General features: G+C 44.4%; 20 protein-coding genes and 1 tRNA gene. 9 read left to right on the forward strand and 12 right to left on the reverse strand.

The annotated features are described in order from the left end of the window. The 3 genes from VMW01_03855 to VMW01_03865 form a co-directional block, all read right to left on the reverse strand. The coding region (locus tag VMW01_03855) for a GAF domain-containing protein (protein HUW05375.1) at positions 1-1,441 on the reverse strand (1,441 nt) is incomplete at its 3' end. 31 nt (positions 1,442-1,472) lie between these two features. After that, complete coding sequence (locus VMW01_03860; protein ID HUW05376.1) at positions 1,473-2,312, reverse strand: CheR family methyltransferase; 840 nt, start codon at positions 2,310-2,312, stop codon at positions 1,473-1,475. A gap of 220 nt (positions 2,313-2,532) precedes the next feature. Beyond that, positions 2,533-3,564, reverse strand: coding sequence for an endonuclease/exonuclease/phosphatase family protein (locus tag VMW01_03865; GenBank protein ID HUW05377.1), 1,032 nt, complete (start codon positions 3,562-3,564; stop codon positions 2,533-2,535). Between the two features lie 213 nt (positions 3,565-3,777). On the opposite strand from VMW01_03865, the gene purQ reads away from it, so the two are divergent. Continuing rightward, on the forward strand, positions 3,778-4,470 hold the full coding sequence (gene purQ, locus VMW01_03870) for a phosphoribosylformylglycinamidine synthase I (GenBank protein HUW05378.1): 693 nt from the start codon (positions 3,778-3,780) through the stop codon (positions 4,468-4,470). A 41-nt stretch (positions 4,471-4,511) separates the two neighbouring features. Here purQ and VMW01_03875 read toward each other — a convergent pair whose 3' ends face one another. Together VMW01_03875 and VMW01_03880 are read right to left on the reverse strand one after the other, a co-directional pair. After that, complete coding sequence (locus VMW01_03875; protein HUW05379.1) at positions 4,512-5,228, reverse strand: SDR family NAD(P)-dependent oxidoreductase; 717 nt, start codon at positions 5,226-5,228, stop codon at positions 4,512-4,514. Positions 5,229-5,231: 3 nt separating this feature from the next. Further along, positions 5,232-6,302, reverse strand: a complete 1,071-nt coding sequence (locus VMW01_03880) for a lysylphosphatidylglycerol synthase transmembrane domain-containing protein (protein ID HUW05380.1) — start codon at positions 6,300-6,302, stop codon at positions 5,232-5,234. Positions 6,303-6,483: 181 nt separating this feature from the next. Here VMW01_03880 and VMW01_03885 point away from each other — a divergent pair, with 181 nt between their 5' ends. After that, entirely contained in the window at positions 6,484-7,407 is a 924-nt protein-coding gene (locus VMW01_03885) for an EamA family transporter (GenBank protein ID HUW05381.1), read from the forward strand. Positions 7,408-7,559: 152 nt separating this feature from the next. Here VMW01_03885 and VMW01_03890 read toward each other — a convergent pair whose 3' ends face one another. The 6 genes from VMW01_03890 to VMW01_03915 all read right to left on the reverse strand — a co-directional run bounded on the left by VMW01_03890 (position 7,560) and on the right by VMW01_03915 (position 13,219). Then, positions 7,560-8,471, reverse strand: a complete 912-nt coding sequence (locus VMW01_03890; protein HUW05382.1) for a proline dehydrogenase family protein — start codon at positions 8,469-8,471, stop codon at positions 7,560-7,562. Between the two features lie 176 nt (positions 8,472-8,647). Then, positions 8,648-9,301 carry an ATP-binding protein gene (locus VMW01_03895; protein HUW05383.1) on the reverse strand — a complete coding sequence of 218 codons (654 nt, stop codon included), beginning with the start codon at positions 9,299-9,301 and terminating at the stop codon, positions 8,648-8,650. Then, positions 9,294-10,463: a serpin family protein gene (locus tag VMW01_03900; protein ID HUW05384.1), complete on the reverse strand. Its 1,170-nt coding sequence runs from the start codon at positions 10,461-10,463 to the stop codon at positions 9,294-9,296. The genes VMW01_03895 and VMW01_03900 overlap by 8 nt, the downstream gene beginning before the upstream one ends. Before the next feature lie 76 nt (positions 10,464-10,539). Continuing rightward, a complete protein-coding gene (gene rlmN, locus VMW01_03905; GenBank protein ID HUW05385.1) occupies positions 10,540-11,595 on the reverse strand; it encodes a 23S rRNA (adenine(2503)-C(2))-methyltransferase RlmN in 1,056 nt (351 codons plus the stop codon). Between the two features lie 36 nt (positions 11,596-11,631). Next, positions 11,632-12,291 carry a hypothetical protein gene (locus VMW01_03910; protein HUW05386.1) on the reverse strand — a complete coding sequence of 220 codons (660 nt, stop codon included), beginning with the start codon at positions 12,289-12,291 and terminating at the stop codon, positions 11,632-11,634. A 43-nt stretch (positions 12,292-12,334) separates the two neighbouring features. Beyond that, positions 12,335-13,219 (reverse strand): MBL fold metallo-hydrolase, encoded by an 885-nt coding sequence (locus VMW01_03915; GenBank protein ID HUW05387.1) that lies wholly within the window; start codon positions 13,217-13,219, stop codon positions 12,335-12,337. Between the two features lie 245 nt (positions 13,220-13,464). Here VMW01_03915 and VMW01_03920 point away from each other — a divergent pair, with 245 nt between their 5' ends. The 7 genes from VMW01_03920 to upp all read left to right on the forward strand — a co-directional run bounded on the left by VMW01_03920 (position 13,465) and on the right by upp (position 18,470). Then, complete coding sequence (locus VMW01_03920) at positions 13,465-14,241, forward strand: FKBP-type peptidyl-prolyl cis-trans isomerase (protein ID HUW05388.1); 777 nt, start codon at positions 13,465-13,467, stop codon at positions 14,239-14,241. A 213-nt stretch (positions 14,242-14,454) separates the two neighbouring features. Further along, positions 14,455-15,816 carry a Mur ligase family protein gene (locus VMW01_03925; GenBank protein ID HUW05389.1) on the forward strand — a complete coding sequence of 454 codons (1,362 nt, stop codon included), beginning with the start codon at positions 14,455-14,457 and terminating at the stop codon, positions 15,814-15,816. 145 nt (positions 15,817-15,961) lie between these two features. After that, positions 15,962-16,441 (forward strand): hypothetical protein, encoded by a 480-nt coding sequence (locus VMW01_03930; GenBank protein ID HUW05390.1) that lies wholly within the window; start codon positions 15,962-15,964, stop codon positions 16,439-16,441. A 161-nt stretch (positions 16,442-16,602) separates the two neighbouring features. Then, positions 16,603-16,677: transfer RNA gene (locus VMW01_03935), tRNA-Glu, on the forward strand. Positions 16,678-16,698: 21 nt separating this feature from the next. Continuing rightward, positions 16,699-16,950, forward strand: a complete 252-nt coding sequence (rpsT, locus tag VMW01_03940) for a 30S ribosomal protein S20 (GenBank protein ID HUW05391.1) — start codon at positions 16,699-16,701, stop codon at positions 16,948-16,950. Between the two features lie 102 nt (positions 16,951-17,052). Continuing rightward, a complete protein-coding gene (gene radC / locus VMW01_03945; GenBank protein ID HUW05392.1) occupies positions 17,053-17,754 on the forward strand; it encodes a DNA repair protein RadC in 702 nt (233 codons plus the stop codon). A 65-nt stretch (positions 17,755-17,819) separates the two neighbouring features. Further along, positions 17,820-18,470, forward strand: a complete 651-nt coding sequence (upp, locus tag VMW01_03950; GenBank protein ID HUW05393.1) for a uracil phosphoribosyltransferase — start codon at positions 17,820-17,822, stop codon at positions 18,468-18,470. 7 nt (positions 18,471-18,477) lie between these two features. Here the strand turns inward: upp and folK are convergent, their stop codons facing one another. Then, positions 18,478-18,984, reverse strand: coding sequence for a 2-amino-4-hydroxy-6-hydroxymethyldihydropteridine diphosphokinase (gene folK, locus VMW01_03955; GenBank protein ID HUW05394.1), 507 nt, complete (start codon positions 18,982-18,984; stop codon positions 18,478-18,480). Between the last annotated feature and the right edge of the window lie 106 nt (positions 18,985-19,090).

A 19,090-nucleotide genomic window follows, 5' to 3' on the forward strand; every position in this document is an offset into this window, starting at 1 on the left:
CTTCGCGCTGCTGTTGCGACTGCTCTAGCAGGTAAGTTGTGCGAAGGTTGATGCGAACGCTTGACAGCGTTGAGGCAATGCTTTCGCTTAGCTTCTCAACAAATTCTATTTCGTGTGGCTTAAAATCACTCAAGGAGGCAATTTCTAAAACTCCAAACACGCTATCTTCCAACTTAAGCGGAACTATGAGCAAATTGCTGGGCGTTGCTTCTCCAAGTCCTGAGGTAATGGTAATGTAACCTTCCGGTATTTCTTTAAGATGGATTGTTTTCTTTTCGATGGCACAGGTTCCAACGAGCCCTTCGCCAACCATGATTTTTTTTGTGAGATATTTTTTTCGGTTGTAGGCAAAGGAGGCAACTAGGTCAAGTGTTTGCTCTTCGCTACTGTCTTCGCTAAGTGCAAAAATGCCACCTTGGTTTGCATTTAGGTAGTTGACAAGATTCTGAATGACATTCTCGGAAAGCAAGGTGAGATCATTGTTGTTTTGCCGAAGTATCTCACCAAACATGGCTAGTCCAGTGGTTACCCAACGTTGCTTCTCCTCTTCGGCCTTCCTAATTTTCTCTTCCTTCTGTGCCTTTATTAAACTTTCTCTCATTTCGATAAGGGCAGTTCCTAGCACATCGTTTTCGCTTACGGGTGTGTATTCTGCATCCAAATTATTGTTGCCAATTTCCGAGGCAAATTGAGCAGTTTTAGTGATGTTCCCAATAAGTTTATTCATCGATCCAATAAGTTGACCGAGGTCGTCCTTTCTGTTAGTTTGGATTTCTGCTGGCAGCTCGCCTTTTGCAAACGTGGTGGTGGTGGAACTCAACTTAAAAATATCAATCGAAAGCGGTTTCAAGATAGCGCGTAGCCCAAAGAAGAAAATGATGACCGAGAGAATAACAATGAGCAACATCCAAATTTGATTGGAGGCAAGTTGCTCAAGCACCACATTTTTGTTTACCACAATACAGATGTAGCTGTTGTATGGTTGGTAGTACTTAAAATACATCAGCTTGGTGGTAGATACTCCTGCCTCCTCCTCATTGAATTTGAAATACCCCTCCTTGTTTTTGTTCGACTGTAATTGTTCAAAAATATCCTTCCTGATTTTTTGACCTTCACGAAAGATGTCGACGGTGATGTAGCCCTTGTCGTCGACCATAAAAGGGTAGGTGTTTTCGAAATATTGGGGTTGTTCAAACGCTTTCTTTATCGCTTGCTTTTGCTCAGTGTCCAATGTCGAACTTTTGCTAAGATCTGTTACTGTAGTTGTCAGCTGAGAGAGATCTGTTAAAACCTGACTCATCAGTTGGTTTGTCTGGACAAGTGCTCGAGAGACGGTAAAGGCAACAAGAAATATTCCCGAGGTGGTGTAGATGGCCACCAGCAGGGCAAATGCTGTGAGCTGAATTTTTTTGTGTATGTCTAAAGTCTGAAAAAGCTTCATGGCAAAAAGGTATTGCGTTGTTGCTTAAAGGCTATTTTTTTACATAAAACTGACCAAGCTTTTCAAACTTGGTGGCATGCGGCCCTAGAATGGTTTCGTGCATTCCAAGCACCAAAACACTTTTGGGATATAGATTACTGTGAAATAGTTCAAACACCTTATTCTGTAAAGTATAGTTGAAATAGATAATAACATTTCGGCAAAGAATAAGGTCGAACTTGGCAAAAAATAGATTTCCGTCTCTAACTAAGTCGTGCTTTCTGAAAATAGGCTTCTCTGTAAGAAATTTTTTCATGGTTAAGGTATCTCGCGACTTGTCGATGTCAAAATATTTTTCGTAGGGAACCTCATTGAATTCCTCATAGTTGAATGGATTCTGTTTGATAACCTTATCGAAATTGTCGAGATAAGATATGTTGAACCGGTATTTGTATACCCCCTTTTTCGCTTGATCAAGTACGTCAGTATTGATGTCGGACGCAAAAATCTTAGCCTTTTCGTAAAGCCCCATTTCGTTCAGGAGAATTAGCATAGAGTATACCTCCTGACCTGTAGAGCAGCCTGCATGCCAGATGTTTATGGTTTTATTGTTCTTAAAACGTGGAAGGATTCTGAACTTTAGCGTTTGCCAAGTTTGTGGATCACGGAAAAGTTCGGTGGTGTTGACGGTGATCTCCTTAACAACTCCTTCTGAAAATTCTTTGTTCGTTTTAATTGTTCCAACTAGGGTGTTTAGGTCCATGTTTTTGTCGACGAGTATTTTTTGCAGTCGTCGTTTCAGGGACTTATCAGAATACTCCGTTAAATCGTAGTTGGAGGAGTTTTTCAGTGCCAATACAAAAAACTGGAGGTCCTGGTCGGTTATGTTCATATTGCCCTAATGGTTAAAATGCCTAATGCCAGCCATAGTGTTGAAACCTGTAACCGGCATGCCTTTTAGAAATTGCTGTATTGAGAAGTGCTAAAAGACCACTTCGCTAAATTAAAAAAAAATAGGCAATCCGGTTTGGCATTGCCCATTTTGCCTATTTTTTTTGATTTAACCCTAATTTCGATGGTTAAAGAATCTATATTCGAGGATAAAGATGTTTTTATTTCTGGTTGCTGGCAACCAGAAATTTCATAATCACCGGATTGTGGTCAGAGTGTGCAAATCCGAGGTCTATCCGATCTATTGACAGCGCTTTAACATTTGGCGAAACCAGAAAGAAATCTAAGATAGTGGTGAGGGTTTTTCCGGCTCGGTATGGCTCGTAGTTATATCGATTGGTTGGTTTATTCACAAATACCCAATGCCAATCGGAGGGCATCTGTTTTTTTGAAATTTCTATGGGATTAAAATATTCTGTGTGAGGTGTAGTTACCGTTGGCGGGTTCTGGTTCCAGTCGCCACCAACAATTACAGCGTTTCCTTTAGCATACTCCCGAAGTGCCAGAGCACGAATGGTATCCATTTCCACTTTTCGAAGGTTCCCAGTATCGAAAGCTTCACAGTGTGTGTTGAAAATTACTAAAGTTTTGCCGTTTGGAAGCGCATATCTGGTTGCCAGCATTGCTCGTGTGGGCATAAATAGTCTCTTGGGCCAGGAATATTGACCACCCAGCGAAACCCTTGATGCCCTATATGGATTTTTTTTTGAGAAAGTCATTATTCCTGACATTACTCTGCCGTAGGGATTGGAGAATGGAACCGGGACAAACTGCGATTTATAGTTGTAGCAGAATAAGGAGTGCCATTGTGCCAACCCTTTAGAAAGGGAGTCGACCTCATTTATACCGTACGTCCGTTTGGAGTCAACATCCACCTCCTGAAGAAGTATAAAGTTACCCTTGAATAGCTGGAGGAAACTCTTAATTGCATTGAGGTTGTTGAGGGTAGTATCCTTGCTACAGCGTACTCTTTTACCTCCATCGAAAAAGAAGTCCATTTCGGCGTTGAGCCCGGCGTAGCCAACATTCCACGTCAGCATGGATAGCGTATCGGTAGAAATCGTATCGATCTTATTGGATACGGGAATGTTTTCAATTGGAGCTGGACGGTATTCGGTCAGAATAAAAAAACTCAGAACGCCCACTACGGTTATGGCTAAAGCAATTAGCAGTGTTTTGAAAAACTTTTTCATGCCTCTATTTTTTACCAGCGTGCAAGTTAGGCAAATTGTATTAAGCGAGAGTTAAGTGGCTGTTATAAAACGTTTCAACCCAAAAATATTTGAAAACATTTTTTTCGGTAATGTGCGTTATCCGGTCTGGTCGAATCTATTACTTTGGTGGTAACACTCCTGTGTGTAATTTTAGTTTATTTTTGTGATATTCGTTCCACCAATCCATATTCAATGAAGGTCGGAGTTATCCTTTTTCCAGATTCAGAAAGCCATCGTGATGTGATTGCTGCCTTTAAGGAGGCAACCAAATGGGATGTAGTTGAAATTTGGCATAAGGACGATAGCCTTAAGGGTGCCGATATTGTTACCCTCACCGGCGGGTACCTCAATGGGGCGTGCTTTAACTTTCAGGATACTCCATCTCCCATTCTCCAAAAAGTGGTGGAGTTTGCCAACCAAGGCGGTTACGTTTGGGGTATTGGCGATGGCTTTAGAGCACTCTGCAAGTTGGGATTGTTACCCGGCAGCCTGCTTCCCAACGTTGGCGGTAGGTTTGTTTCGAAGAATATTCACCTGATGCCCGACTCCCGTCAGGCAGCCATTACATGGCATCTCGACAGTTCCATGGTTTTTAAGGTGCCAATTGCCCATAGCGTTGGCCGCTATGTTGCCGATGCAATTGAACTTTCCGAGATGCGACAAAATGGGCAGATTTTATTCCGCTACTGCGACCGATTTGGTAACCTCTCCGTCGATTATAATCCCGATGGCTCCATCGAAAATATTGCTGGTATTAGCAACGAGGGAAAGAATGTTTTTGGAATGATGGCTCATCCCGAACGGGCCGTGCTAAAATCGTCGGGCAACCGAGGTGGTGTGCCCATATTTGAATCGTTCCAGCGGTTTTTTAGAAACAGGAAGTAACGAGACTGAAAGGTGATCCCCTACAATATTTTTTTAATCAGCTACAAATTTCTCACATCCTGAATTACCTCGTGAAATCGATTGGGTGTGGCGGCAATTTTTAGCAGCTGTACAGCAACGCTTTCGGGCGATGCGAGGTTGCCACTCTCCTTGAGCGATATAAATCTTTCAATTTGGCTGAACGACTCCTTGGGCTTGGTTCTTATCTCCGCCTGCATTTGGGTGTCGACTATGCCGGGTGCCACCGAGAATATGCTAACCTTGCTTCCTGCTTCATTCTGTTCCATTTGAGCAGTTTGCGAGAGCATGTCGAGCGCGGCCTTTGAGGCGCAGTAGGTCGACCATGAAGCAATAGCATGCCGTCCAGCCCCTGAGCTAACATTGATAATTACCTTTTCGACCTCGATCTCGGCATATCGGCTCAGAAATTTATTCATCAGGAGGGCAGGGGCAACGGCGTTAACGGCAAATACATCCACAATGGTTTTGCTGTTTAACTTCCCCAAATGGTTTACCTCGCCCAGCATACCAGCATTGTTCACCAAAACAATTTTGGAGAAAGGTGTGCCATCGGGAAGCGATAAATTTTGAAGGTTATTGGTTGAGACGAAATCGACCGGAATAAAATGAAATCGTGGATGTGAATTGGTGTTGGTTCTTGAAAGGCCATATACCTCTACATCATCGCGGTCAAGGATTTTCTCAACTAAGGCTTTGCCTATGCCACGGCTACTGCCGGAAATAATGAACAGTTCCATATGTTAAAGTTTTGCTTTGCCAAATTTTCGTTTTATCCATCGGGGAAATACAAACACCCCAATGAAGAGGTAGGGGTAGTAGGAGAATAGCCGCCAAATAAAGGAAAGAGCAACCACAGTGCTATGCTTAACATCGGGATTCACTGGAATAAACTCTCCGAGTAGCACTGTAAAAATGTACTCTGCAAATCCACTTCCACCGGGAGTTGGGCTCACCAGCATCATTATCCACATTACGAGCTGTCGAGCAAAAATTAGCAGGTGATCATGAACAACAAAAAAGGCCAATAGCAACGCATTCACCACCCAGTATCTTGCAGTCCACGAAACGAAGGTGGCCAAGCCAGCCTTTAGCCAGTATATGATATGCTTTTTACGTAATTCGCGCGAACTTTTTATAATATCGGTTCCGGCTTGGTTCGCACCATGTTTCCATCGGCGTAAAAATGGAAGTTTGAACACTTTCATTAAAAGCCATTTTAACCCGCGGGGATTGACGAACATGCCATAGCTGAGCAACACGAGGTAAGCCAATTTAACACCATAGCCTGTCCATGCCACTGCAAGCAAATCATTTGCCATATGAGCATTTGCTCCCGGAATGTCAAACAAGTCGGCACTACCAACCAAGATGAGGAGTATGGGGAACATTACAATGAAGTAGAGCTCGTCGAGGAGAGAGGTGGCCATTACAACGGCCGAACTTTGGCCGATGGTAAGCCCTTCCTTGTGCACGTAGAGTATGGCAATACTAGTTCCTCCTATGGCAGAAGGCGTTATGGCAGACGTAAATTCCCACAGGATTACCACGCGGAGAGCATGCAAAAAGGAGAGACGGTTGTCGGAAAGGATTCTTAATCTTATAATGTAGCCGAGGTCTCTGGTCACCATGAATAAGGCTGCCAATCCGAGAAATGCCCCTGCTTCCCAACCAAGTTTAATCTGCCGGAAGGCGTTGGGGTTAAACTCATCCCAAAGCATATAGCCCACCACTGCCAACCCAATAATAATGGGATAGATAATGCGGCTTGCCTTGATTTTTGAGAGTGGGTTTACCTTTGCCGTAGCTTCCATTTAATACTCTTTGCATGATGACCCCTCTTTGGAAGTAAGGGACAGTTAACTTTTTTCGTGAAAGTTGGGAAGTTAAAATAACAAAACAAACTTACCAAATAGATGTTAATGGAATCGTGTTGTTTCCGTTAAGCTTTGTTTGAAATTGCAACTCTAAACCCACATTAACCCGGTTTCCCCAATGAGCGACAGAGCAAAGGCGCACCTTGCCATAATTGTGGCCAACATTCTTTTTGGTATCAACTATTCTGCTGCAAAGCACGTAATGCCGGGCTACATTTTACCCGAGGGTTTTACCTTGCTCCGCATTGTATCGGCGGCAGCACTGCTTTGGCTTACCTCAATTTTTTTTAAGCGAGAAAAGGTTTTACGGAGCGACTACTGGCGGCTTTTTCTTGCCTCGGTTTTTGGGGTAGTTCTAAACCAGTTCATGTTTCTGAAAGGGCTCAACTATACCACCCCCATCGACTCGTCCATTATAATGACGGTGAATCCGGTTCTTGTGTTATTGATTTCCGCGTTGGTACTTCGTGATGCCATAACCCTTACCAAGGTGCTGGGTATTGCTGTAGGAGCATCGGGAGCCCTACTGCTCATTGTGCAGAGCGGCAATGTCTCCTTTGCGGGCGAGCATTTTACCGGTAATGTGCTCACCTTCTTAAATGCTTTGTCCTATGCCTTCTACCTTGTGCTCATTAAGCCACTCATGATGCGCTACTCCCCGGTAACTGTAATGAAGTGGGTTTTCACCGTTGGTTTGATAATGATGGCTCCACTTGGTTATACCTCTCTCTCGGAAGTGCAGTGGAGTGTAATGCCTGGGGTGGCTTGGGGTGCAATTATATTTGTAATGGTGGGTCCAACTTACCTTGCATACTTGCTCAACAGCAAGGGCCTTCAGTCCTTGAAGCCAGCCACGGTGAGTATCTACATCTACTTCCAACCCATTATTGCATCGCTGGTGTCGGTGTGGCTGGGACAGGATAGGATTACAATGGTTAAGGTAATCTCTACCCTGTTGGTATTCATAGGTGTTTACCTTGTTTCCGGTTCGGGCGATGTAGTGAGACGGTTACTGGTGCCGCAGCTGCGTAAAAGCCAGTAGCGCTATTTATACTTGCCGAAAAGTAAAAATTGCAATAACCCCAGCATTGTTCAAATCCCTGACGGGGTTGGGGCAAGTTGGTCTGTCAATAAATAATAAGGACTACACCAATGGTGGCGTAGTCCTTATTCAATCTTCTTTATATTCCTTTATTACCCTCTAACAAACAGCGCCTTCATAATGTGGCTAGCCATTTTGGGGTTTTCTTTTAAGCGGCGGGTAGAATAGCCAAACCATTGCTTGCCAAAAGGTACGTATACTCGCATGGTGTGGCCATTGGCAACAATGGAGCTGCGTAGCTCGGGTGTAACACCGTAGAGCATCTGGAACTCATACTTGTTCTTGGGAACGTTATACTTCTCGATGAGCTTATAGGCGCCCTCAATTAGCGGCTTGTCGTGCGTGGCAATGCCGGGGTAAACGCCATTCTTCAGCATGAACTCCAAGTCTTCGAGGTAGTGTGCATTAATCTCCTCATACTTCTTGTAAGCAATGGCGGCAGGCTCCACGTAAATTCCTTTGCAAAGGCGGTAGTTGAGTGGGGTTTCGATGGTTTGGATGTCCATCAGGTTTGTTACATCCTGCAGCGTACGCTTCATGTATGCCTGAACCACCAATCCAACATTCTTAGGGAACTCAGCCTTAAGTTTCCGGTAGAGCTCAATCTCCATATCAGTGCAGGGTGAATCTTCCATGTCAACCCTGATGAAGTTGTTGTAGGACGCAGCCTTGGCCACAATTTCGCGGATGTGCTTGTAGCAAACTTCTTTGTCGATGAGTAGGCCAAACATGGTGGGTTTTACCGAGTAGTTTCCGTCGATATTCTCCTTCTGAATTCTGTCGATAAGTTCGAGGTACTCAACCTTATTCTTTTCGGCCTCGTCAAGGTTCTTGATGAACTCACCAAGAATGTCTAGGGTTACCTTTATTCCTTTGGCGTTCAGTTCCTTCGATGCCCGAATGGCATCCTCAATAGTTTCACCGGCAATGTAGCGTTTCGAAAATATCCAAATGATCTTTTTAGGGAAGTAGGGCAGCATTGCTGCAATCATCTTATTAAACATGGGTGTGGATTTAAAGTAATTTTATTGCCTTAAAGGGCATTGTTGGATTAGCTTCTTGTTACAGAATTTCGGGCTGCAATTTAGTGGAAAATTGTCATTAGGAAACTTACTGTTTAAGTTTTTCGGACATTGTATTTCCCTAACCAGTCAATTCCCTTGGTCTGTACCCAAAAATCTTAAACTCTTTCGCGTGGAATAAAGTTGGCCGACTCATCTGTGGCCGATTCAAGCTTGGTTAACCGCAGTACTACCATCTTAACGAGAAAATCTTCGGCTTCGCTGTTGGAGATGAAGGCGGCCTTGGCAAAATCTTTCACCGAAACGCTACCATTATTGCGCAGCATATCCATCAGCAGCTGCTCTTTGCCAGTGAGGGATAGGGTAATAGCTTCGCGCTTCTTTTCGGCTTGCCAAATTTTATACTGAATGGGGCTCGCTACAAAGTTTTCATCGGCAATGCGAACAAAGGCCCGGTAGAATCCGTTTTTGTCCGGCGCTAGATGCGGCTTATGTGGGCTGGCGGTAACAGTTACTTCAAGGACTGTTTTACCAAAAACGGTCCATCTCTTTACCTCAAAGGGCACTTCTGGCTTACAGTAGAGCTGTGCTGCTCCTTCCACCATATAGTACTCCTCATCGGAGTTTACCCCTGCAATTACTCCGTTATCCTTAACGCCAATAAGGAGTGTTCCACCAATAGTGTTGGCAAAGGCGGAAATGGAGCGGGCTATTTTCTTTGAGTCGCTTATGGAGTGCTTAAAGTCAAGTGTTATGCCCTCGCCCTGCTCTATAAGTTGCTCTAGGTATGTCTTTTTGTTCGGCTTAAGCATTGGGGGTTTCAATTCGACCCATGAAAAGAATAATGTTGTGCTTCTTGTCCCAAATAAAGAAAATGAATGGACGATTGGCCCAGAACCGAATCTCTTTGGATGGGTTTACGGCCGTGCGAACCATCACCACAGCGGTGGCTGCTGCTGCCTCAGCTCCCTTTTCCGAAAATTCGAGAAATGCCTTGTGAAACACCTTGTCAATTTTCAAGTCGTTATTTTTCGAGATACCGCTAAAGTCGGCTTGGCTAGAGAAGGCTAGGGGCATTCCCATGTCAGCCAGCTGCTGGTCGATTCTTACGCTTTCCGTTTCCAATTTTATTTTGGGTAGTTTGAGGTCCACCTTCGTGCTATGCAATCTTGCTGTGGCTTGTTGCAAAAATTCTGGAGATAGCTTGGCTTCAAGCCCAACTATTCCTTCTGTCTCGTTAGGGAGCAGTGCCAGCAGCACTACGTTGTTGCCCTTAAATGGCAGTTCCACCATGCTGTAGTCATCCGTTTTGCTGTATAGATAATCTTCTTTAGCGTGTAGAAATTTGGTGGTGATATCCTTATTGGGAGAATTAAATGGTTCGCTAACAGTCATCTTGGGGTCGAAAGATTTTTCCCATTCGCCGTAGAAGTAAATGGAGTTGACCAACACCATGCGGGTGGAGCCATCGATGCTACCATCGGGGAGCAGATCTTTAATACGGTTTTTTGTCTTGTCCTCTACCCACCTGTTTATCTCCAGCCTTGATTGGTTGGCGCTATTCATGAAGTCGGTTTTGTAAACCGATGCCCCAAATGTTTTCTGATCGTTTTTTAGAAAGCACTTTTTGGGGCTATATGTATTCTCTACCCAAATACTATTGGCTCTGTATAGTTCAATGCTACTAAGATCTGCTAATTCCTTATTGAGATTTTTAAAGTTTTTAAGATGAGTTTTAAGATTGCCATCAAAGCCCATGGTTGTTGCAATTTGATCCTTGGTTGTACCGCTAGCTCCAGGGTAAACCATGGCCATTGCCTCCGAAATACTGTTGGGACTTATGATAATGTTACCCGGCATGCTCTTCATGTGATTGTATAGCCTAAATGCAAAATCGGTATTCTTTTCGGCTTGCTGACCGTAGGTGGACGTTCCGGCGAGTAGTGCAGCAAGAATCATAGCAAAATATTTCATGATAGCAGATGTTTAGTTGTTAAGTATTTGGACAATCAAATATAGCGATTTTATATGGCTATAGCCTATATCCACTCTAGACCTCTTCCTCTTTTCCCTTCACCGCTGCCTTGGTAGAGAGTAGACCGCAGGCGGCGTAAATGTCTTGCCCGCGCGAAGCTCGGATGGTGGTGGTTATGTCCTTTTTGTTTAGCTGTTCCTGAAACCACATAAGCGTTGTGTCCGAAGAACCTTCGAGCGGTGTGTTGGGAATTGGATGAAAGCGAATAAGGTTGATGCGGCAGCGGATACCGTTGAGCAGTCGCGCGAGCTCCTTAACGTGAGCAGCCGTGTCGTTTAGGCCTTTAAACATGATGTATTCGAAGGAAATTCGTCGTTGTTTTCCCATGTTGAACTTTTTCAGCTGGGCAATCACCTCCTGGATGGGGTAAACGTTTTGAATGGGCATTAGCTTACGACGCTCCTCGTCGAATGGGGTGTGCAGGCTAATGGCCAAATGAGCGTTGCTTTTTTCCAAAAATTCAACCATTGCAGGGATAATTCCAATGGTGGAAACAGTTATTCTTTTTGGACTCCAGCCGTATCCCCAGTCGGAAGTTAGAATCTCGAGCGACGGCAATACTGCCTGCAGGTTATCGAGTGGTTCACCCATACCCATGTAAACCACGTTGGTAAGCGATTGCCTTTCAGGAAGGCTTTTTATCTGGTTGAGTATCTCCCCTGCGGTAAGCTGTGACTGAAATCCCTGCTTGCCCGTCATGCAGAATAGGCAACCCATTTTGCAGCCGGCTTGCGACGATACGCAGAGGGTGGCTCTTTCCCTGTCGGGGATGTAGGCAGCCTCAATAAATTTTCCGGTGAGGGTAGGAAAGAGATATTTTTTTGTTCCATCAATGGAGGCCTGAACATTCGTGTTATCAATGGCTCCAACCTGAAAATGCTCGGCCAACTTCTCCCGAATTTTTAACGAAAGGTTGGTCATTTGATCCAGCGATGAAACCTCTTTTTGGTATAGCCATTGTGTGATCTGCTTAGCCGTAAACTTAGGCAGCTCCATCTCCTTCACAATTTGTTCTATCTCTCCCAGCGTTTTTCCGTAGAGCCACTCCTTTTGTTTCACTTTACCTTCCATCAAATTTTCTTTTCAATACTATTAAGCCGAAGCCGATTAAAAGTATATTTCGGCGTGAATATTGTCGTAGATAACCCCGCGTGCCAGCAATATGTCTCGGGCATCTACCACCATTTCTGGGTTGCCACAAAGGTAATACTTTATGTTAAGGCTAAGGGCTTCATCCTGTTTCAGAAAATCGGTTACCCTTCCATGGAATGTGCCATTCCGAGCTTCGCCAGAGAGACACTGGATGTAGTCGTCGTGCAGCAGCTCTCTCATCTCTTCGTGAAAGAAAAAGTTTTCGGCATAGCGAACGCCATGTATCAGCTTTTTATTGTGAATATTTCCCGACAATGCCATGGAAAGAAACGGTGCTATTCCGGTACCAGAGGCAACCCAAACGGCTGGATTCTCATCGCAAACAAATTCACCAAATGGTTCACTCATCCAAACCGTGTCACCGGGCTGAAGCAATAGTAACTTAGGAGTCAACTCACCCTCGCTTTTTAGATCGAAAAGGAACTTTAGTGTTGCCTCACTACTCCCTGAGGCAATGCTGTAGAGCCTTGGTGCAATGGTTTTATCGGTTGTGAGCTTAACAACCTGACCTGGTGTAAATTCAAATGGACGAATGGTGGTGAGCAGGTATCCGTTAGGGCCTATTCGGTCCAGCTTGACAACCTTTACCTGCTGCAGCGATTCCTGCTTTGGCATGAAAATATTTATGAGTTTCTATAGGGTTCTCTTGGTGAGAAATCTAGCTAATCGCATTTGGTTTGTTATGCTTGTAGGCTGATTTTTCACTTAGGAATTCGCTAAGTGAAAACGTTCGATCCACCCTTATTCCTTTGGGCGTTTGCTTTAGGCTACAGCATTCGTTTTGGTAGTCGTGTTGGAAAAAGAGGACATAGCCATTTTCGTATGCCTCCTTTAAGAAGGTCTCCTTTTCCTTAAGCGTTTTCATTGGTTCCACGTCGTAGCTCATATTCCAAGCCAGCGGAATGTGTGCGGTGGAAGGGAAGAGGTCCGCGGCAAAAATTATCTTGGTGCCCTGGAACGTAACGATGGGAATCATTTGACCTCTGGTGTGCCCGTCCACAATGCGCAGATCAAATCCTGGGAACAGCTCACCTTCCGACTCCACCAGGTGAAGTTTTCCTCTTTCCATCATGGGTAGAATATTCTCTGGCAGGAAGGAGTCAGCCTCGCGAAAATTTGGATTGATGGCCCATTCCCACTGGGAACGGCTGATGTGGTAGGTTGCATTGGGAAATGTAAGTGCGCTTGTTCCATCCGATTTTCGATAAACCCCGCCACCGCAATGGTCGTAGTGAAGGTGGGTGAGCACCATATCGGTAACCTCTTCGGGCTGAATACCGATTTTAGCCAGCCCTTCTATCAAACCATCGCCTCCAAAGAGGTGGAAGTGACTCATGAATTTCTCATCCTGCTTGTCGCCAAAGCCATTGTCGATGAGCACAACTCGATTGCCGCTCTTCACCACTAGCGAGCGAAGTGCCCAAGAACATAGGTTGTTGTCATTGGCGGGGTAAACTCGTTGCCAAAGCACTTTAGGCACAACGCCAAACATGGATCCACCGTCGATTTTAAAGTTGGTTATATTGAGTGAATAGAGTTCCATTTCCTATTTTTTTTGATTTACAGTGGAACAAATATAACTCGGAATTGTTGGACTTCCTTGCTATTAACAGAGTAAGTCTAGAAAAAAAGTCCAAAATATGGGTTTGATAATTTTCAATGATGGCAACCTTTTGAACATGATTTGTTAGAAAGAGGATTACTGCGATGTTGCTTCTTTTGCACTGCCAAACCAAATGCTTAACTTGCAGTCAAATTCGTGTTAGATAAAACCTGAAACTGAACTTTATGAAATTGAAATTAATCATTAGCCTTGGGCTCATTTTCATGGGCAAAGGCTTGTTCGCACAGCTTACTACATTTGAGGATAGCGTTGCTTATTCCTACGGCAGCATGATTGGCTCTGACCTAAAAAATAAGGGGGTAGAGTTAAACCCAGACATGATTGCAAAGGGTATAAAGGAGAGCACTCAAGGAACTCAGCTTCTTAACGAGCAGGAAATGAATGCTGTGCTTGGTCGCTATCAGCAGGAGATGATGGCTAAGATGCAGGCAAAGCAAGATTCTGATTCGAAGAAAAACCTTGCTGCCGCAGCACAGTTTTTAGCTGAGAATTCCAAAAAGCCCAACGTGGTTACTTTGCCCAGCGGACTTCAGTATGAAGTGGTAAAAAGTGGCGACCCCAAGGGCGTTCACCCAACAGCCGACGACGAGGTAAGTGTAAACTATGAGGGTTCGCTCGTAGACGGTAAGGTGTTCGATTCCTCCTTCGAGCGTGGTGAGCCAATCTCAATAAAGGTAGGTAAAGTAATACCGGGTTGGCAAGAGGCACTTCAATTGATGAAGCCTGGAGATACCTATATGTTGTATATTCCACCTCAGTTAGCCTATGGCGAAAAAGGTGCTGGCGGAGTAATAGGCCCCAACGAGATGCTGATCTTTAAGATAGAGCTCTTGAGCATTACACCAAAGATTCAAATGGCTCCCAATGCTCCCGCTGATATTTCTGCCCCTGCAACCCCAGCAAAGCCGGAAACCACTACTAAGCCAACAAAAAAGAAATAAATTGTAGAATTCTACAATTAAATAGTGAGGGTGCAGCACGTTAGTACTGCACCCTCTTTGTGTTTTTTCTGTTGATAATTTGAAATTTGAACCTGTTTTAAGCAAAAGCTTATCTTTGATCTGGGTTTTGATTGCCAGCATCGTTGGTGATTACATTGTCTAAAGCCGAAAATTGTTTATAAACCGAGCTCTTTTGCTCAAATTAATATTGCCGTGAAAGTTCATTTTATAGCCATAGGTGGAAGCGCCATGCACAACTTAGCACTTGCGCTCAGAGCAAAAGGGTTCGAAGTTAGTGGCTCCGACGACGAGATTTTCGAGCCATCTAAAACGAGGTTGGCCAATGCCGGAATTTTGCCTCCTGCGGTTGGTTGGTTTCCAGAAAAAATTAGCAGCAATCTTGATGCTGTTATTCTAGGAATGCATGCGCGGAACGATAATCCCGAACTTGTAAAAGCCCGCGAGTTGGGTTTGAAAATATTCTCCTACCCTGAGTATTTGTATGAGCAAACTCGCGATAAAGTTAGAGCGGTGGTGGGTGGTAGCCATGGAAAAACCACAATCACCTCCATGGTGATGCATGTACTTAAAGCAAACGGGAAAAAGTTCGACTACATGGTTGGCTCCCAAGTTGAGGGTTTCGATACCATGGTTGGCTTGAGCAATGAGGCACCGGTGGCCGTATTTGAGGGCGATGAATACCTTACCTCGCCAATTGACCTTCGGCCAAAATTCCACCTTTACAATGCAAGCATTGGGCTTATCTCCGGAATTGCATGGGATCATGTAAATGTATTTCCCACTTTTGATGGCTACGTTGAGCAGTTTCGAATTTTTGCAGAAAATATAGAACCGAGTGGTACCCTTATTTATTGTGAAGATGACAAAGTGGTGTGTGAAATGGTTGAGAGTTCTAACATTCGCGCAAAAAAGGTTGGGTATAAATCTCATCCTCACCATAAGCAGGGTGAGGAATGGGTTTTGGAGACGTCCTACGGAGCGGTTGTCGTTAAGGTCTTTGGCAACCACAATATGCAAAACATTTCTGGGGCCAAGGAAATTTGTATTCGGCTTGGAGTTTCCGAGATGGAGTTTTACGATGCCATTTTATCGTTTGGTGGGGCCGCAAAGAGACTTCAGCTGCTTGGGGCTGATAAGGTGGTTACCTACTATCTCGACTTTGCCCATTCACCATCGAAGGTTCAGGCTACCGTTGAGGCAGTACGGGAGCAATTTCCCCACCACAACTTGGTGGCTGCTTTGGAGCTCCATACCTTTTCGAGCTTAAGTGCAAGCTTTCTCAGCCATTATAAAGGAACAATGGAGGAGGCCGACAACGCAGTTGTTTTTTTTAATCCAGAGGCTATTCTTCACAAGAATCTCCCAACACTAACTGCAGAGGATGTTAAAAATAGCTTTGGACGAGACGATTTAACCGTTTTTTCGGATTCACAGAAGTTGAAAGCGGCAATTTTCAGGCAATACTCTTCCAAGACCGTTGTACTGCTAATGTCCTCTGGGAATTTTGGTGGGTTAAATCTGCCTGCCCTTGTCTCTGAAGCATTGGAGAAATAACTTGTTGTTAGGGATGTCAACTTCACGCTTTGCTTAAAATATTGACGGTGCGATTTCGTTACTAATCAGAATGTGGTTTTAATTTTGTGATGGTCAACGAACCATTAGAATTATTAATTTCGTGGCTTCAAATTAATTTTTTTCAATGATGAAAAGACTTGTTTTTAGTGTAATGGTGTTGGCATTCCTCTTGGGAAGTAGCACTGTTTCTTTTTCTCAGCCATACTCCACAGGTGTTGGCCTTCGGTTGGGTTCTCCATCAGGAATAACCGTTAAGCATTTTTTTGCGTCCAAAACTGCGCTGGAGGGAATGTTATCCTTTGGCTGGGGTGGGCTTGGAATAACTGGTTTATACGAAATTAATAATGAAATTAGAGATACACCTGGGCTTGATTGGTATTATGGCTTTGGAGCCCACATTGCATCGGCCACCTCAAACCCTAGTCCTTGGGGGAACGACCATAACAATTTTTACCTTGGTGGCGATGGAATAATTGGACTTGAATATACCTTTAGTGAAGCCCCCATCAGCATTGCTGTTGATGCTATGCCTGTAATCAACTTGGTGGAGTCACCTAGTGTTTGGCTTCAGGGCGGTATTTCATTCCGGTATAATTTCCAATAGCCTTTTCTTTAATCACCCTTTTAAGGAAATTGGATTAGTAGATATAGGCCATCTTTTTTCATTTTTTTTTGTGATGAAAATTTGGAGGGAATAAAATTTCAACTACTTTTGCACCCGCATTCCACCCCAACGGGGGCGAATCAAGAAAAAAATGAAATTTTGGCCCGTTCGTCTAACGGTTAGGACGCCAGGTTTTCATCCTGGTAATAGGAGTTCGATTCTCCTACGGGCTACCAACGAATAATACGAGATTAGCTATGGCAAACCATAAATCTTCGGAAAAAAGAAATCGTCAAACTATTGCAAAGAGGGTTCATAATCGCTACTATGCAAGAACTTGTCGTAACGCAATTAAGGTTTTAAGAAACACCACCGATAAGGCTGCTGCTGAGCAGTTACTGCCTAAGGTGACCGCCATGCTTGATAAGTTGGCCAAGAAGAACGTGATTCATGACAATAAAGCTGCAAATCTTAAGAGCAGCCTTACAGTTCATGTAAACAAGCTCTAGAAAAACAACCTTATAATATATTGTAAGGCCTTCCAACCCGGAAGGCCTTTTTTGATTTGGATTTAAGGCAAGGTTATCGTAACTTGACTCAAATCCAATATCATGGAACAGTCTGACTACCGTCCCCTTACCATTAAGGAGTGGGCCGTTGAGGATCGCCCACGAGAGAAGTTGCTTACAAAGGGCACTGCTGCCCTGAGCGACGCTGAACATCTTGCCATTCTCATTGGCTCCGGCACAAAAAAGGAGAGTGCGGTGGAACTTTCGAGGCGGATGCTCCAAAGCGTATCCAATAATTTAGATGAGCTGGGTAGGCTTGACGTTAAGGCACTTTGTCGCTTCAAGGGAATAGGCGAGGCAAAGGCCCTGACCATTGTTGCTGCCCTTGAGTTGGGCCGACGTCGTAAGCTCCAAGATGCTCTGGTAAAAGCCTCCGTTACAAGTAGCCAAGACGCCTTCAACCTTTTTCATCCACTTGTTGCCGATATTCCTCACGAGGAGTTTTGGGTGTTGCTGCTCAATAGGGCGAATAAAATTATAGGTAGAGAGCGCACCAGCATGGGCGGTGTGTCCGGCACGGTTGTCGATTTAAAGCTCATTCTTAAGCGAGGGCTGGAAGTACTCGCCTCATCCATTATCCTCTGCCACAACCACCCTTCCGGAAACAATAAGCCCAGCGACCACGATAAGCAGATAACCCAGAAGGTGAAGCAGGCCTGTGAGTTGCTCGATATCTCGCTCCTTGACCATATTATTGTTGCAGGGTCGACCTATTTTAGCTTTGCCGATGAGGGCTTGCTATAGCTGAGAAATTATTTCCTTCAACGACTTATTATTCGTAAATTGCACTGAATTTTAGCAAGCAAACTATGGTGCGAATTTTGGGTGAGGGTAACTCTCTGCTTAGCCAGTATATCTATGAGTTGCGAGATAAGGATATTCAGCTCGACAGCATGCGATTCAGAAGAAATCTAGAACGAATTGCAGAAATTTTTGCCTACGAAATCAGCAAGGAACTTCAATACGAGGGACGCTCGGTAGAAACCCCACTTGGAGTTGCAGAATTACCAGTGATGATGAAGCAACCGGTAATTGCCTCCGTAATGAGAGCCGGATTGCCAATGCACCAGGGATTGCTTAACTATTTCGACAAAGCTGAGAATGCTTTTATTTCTGCTTTCAGAAAGTACGGCAAGGATGGTACATTTAAAATTCAATTTGAACATCTCTCTTGCCCCACCATTGGTGGGAAACAACTTATTATTGCCGATCCAATGCTTGCTACCGGGGCCTCCATGGTTTTGGCTTATCGCGCGCTAATTGAAAGGGGAACACCAATCCACACCCACATTGTCTCCATTATTGCCAGCAAGGAAGGTGTGGAGTATGTAAAGCGTAACATCCCTGCTCAATCGTGCAGCCTTTGGCTGGGTGCCGTGGATGACGAGCTTACCATAAAATCATATATAGTGCCAGGATTAGGCGATGCGGGCGACCTTGCCTATGGCAGTAAGATGTAGCTTAAACTTATTGGGGCAACACCTCAATTTCGTGTATCATCTCAACCCTTGAGTTGTCGCTGCATGATTGCAGCAGCTCCATTATCGACTTATTTAGCAACGGATGTTTCAATGATGGCGCCACCTCCGCTAGGGGAAGTAAGGTGAATCGTCGTTCGTGAAGATGCTTGTGAGGAATGGTGAGTTCGTCTGATACCTCTATTCGATTTCCATAGAAGAGAATGTCAATGTCGGCTGTACGTGCCGAGTATCCATCCCCAACTCTTACACGCCCCAGCTCTTCCTCAATTCGGTGAATTGCCTTTAGTAGCGGTATCGGGTTAAGCAAAGTTTGGCACTCCACCACTTGGTTCAAGAATTGGTTGTTGTGAGTAAATCCCCAAGGTTCGGACTCGTAAAGTGATGAGCATTGACTTATATTCCCAATGGTGGATTGAATGGCATCGCGCATCTGTTTAATTAGCAGGTGTCTGTTGCCCATATTTCCGCCCAGCAAAAGGTAAACTTTCTCCATGGAAGTGTATCTAAGAGAATGGCAAAGCTACCACAAGTGAATTAAATATCAAAAAATATTATTCGCTGGGGAAATAGTTCTAACTTTAGTAACCTAAACTTTAATA

This window comes from Williamwhitmania sp., from assembly GCA_035529935.1.
In the GTDB taxonomy this organism is placed as follows: domain Bacteria; phylum Bacteroidota; class Bacteroidia; order Bacteroidales; family Williamwhitmaniaceae; genus Williamwhitmania.

Bases quoted from the DNA above. Each gene is read 5' to 3' on its own strand.
- VMW01_03890 (HUW05382.1), bottom strand. From the start codon at position 8,471: ATGTTTAATAAGATGATTGCAGCAATGCTGCCCTACTTCCCTAAAAAG.
- VMW01_03900 (HUW05384.1), bottom strand. From the start codon at position 10,463: ATGAAATATTTTGCTATGATTCTTGCTGCACTACTCGCCGGAACGTCC.
- VMW01_03895 (HUW05383.1), bottom strand. From the start codon at position 9,301: ATGCTTAAGCCGAACAAAAAGACATACCTAGAGCAACTTATAGAGCAG.
- rlmN (HUW05385.1), bottom strand. From the start codon at position 11,595: ATGGAAGGTAAAGTGAAACAAAAGGAGTGGCTCTACGGAAAAACGCTG.
- VMW01_03885 (HUW05381.1), top strand. From the start codon at position 6,484: ATGAGCGACAGAGCAAAGGCGCACCTTGCCATAATTGTGGCCAACATT.
- VMW01_03920 (HUW05388.1), top strand. From the start codon at position 13,465: ATGAAATTGAAATTAATCATTAGCCTTGGGCTCATTTTCATGGGCAAA.
- VMW01_03860 (HUW05376.1), bottom strand. From the start codon at position 2,312: ATGAACATAACCGACCAGGACCTCCAGTTTTTTGTATTGGCACTGAAA.
- radC (HUW05392.1), top strand. From the start codon at position 17,053: ATGGAACAGTCTGACTACCGTCCCCTTACCATTAAGGAGTGGGCCGTT.
- VMW01_03875 (HUW05379.1), bottom strand. From the start codon at position 5,228: ATGGAACTGTTCATTATTTCCGGCAGTAGCCGTGGCATAGGCAAAGCC.
- purQ (HUW05378.1), top strand. From the start codon at position 3,778: ATGAAGGTCGGAGTTATCCTTTTTCCAGATTCAGAAAGCCATCGTGAT.
- folK (HUW05394.1), bottom strand. From the start codon at position 18,984: ATGGAGAAAGTTTACCTTTTGCTGGGCGGAAATATGGGCAACAGACAC.
- VMW01_03865 (HUW05377.1), bottom strand. From the start codon at position 3,564: ATGAAAAAGTTTTTCAAAACACTGCTAATTGCTTTAGCCATAACCGTA.
- VMW01_03930 (HUW05390.1), top strand. From the start codon at position 15,962: ATGATGAAAAGACTTGTTTTTAGTGTAATGGTGTTGGCATTCCTCTTG.
- rpsT (HUW05391.1), top strand. From the start codon at position 16,699: ATGGCAAACCATAAATCTTCGGAAAAAAGAAATCGTCAAACTATTGCA.
- VMW01_03880 (HUW05380.1), bottom strand. From the start codon at position 6,302: ATGGAAGCTACGGCAAAGGTAAACCCACTCTCAAAAATCAAGGCAAGC.
- upp (HUW05393.1), top strand. From the start codon at position 17,820: ATGGTGCGAATTTTGGGTGAGGGTAACTCTCTGCTTAGCCAGTATATC.
- VMW01_03915 (HUW05387.1), bottom strand. From the start codon at position 13,219: ATGGAACTCTATTCACTCAATATAACCAACTTTAAAATCGACGGTGGA.
- VMW01_03910 (HUW05386.1), bottom strand. From the start codon at position 12,291: ATGCCAAAGCAGGAATCGCTGCAGCAGGTAAAGGTTGTCAAGCTGGAC.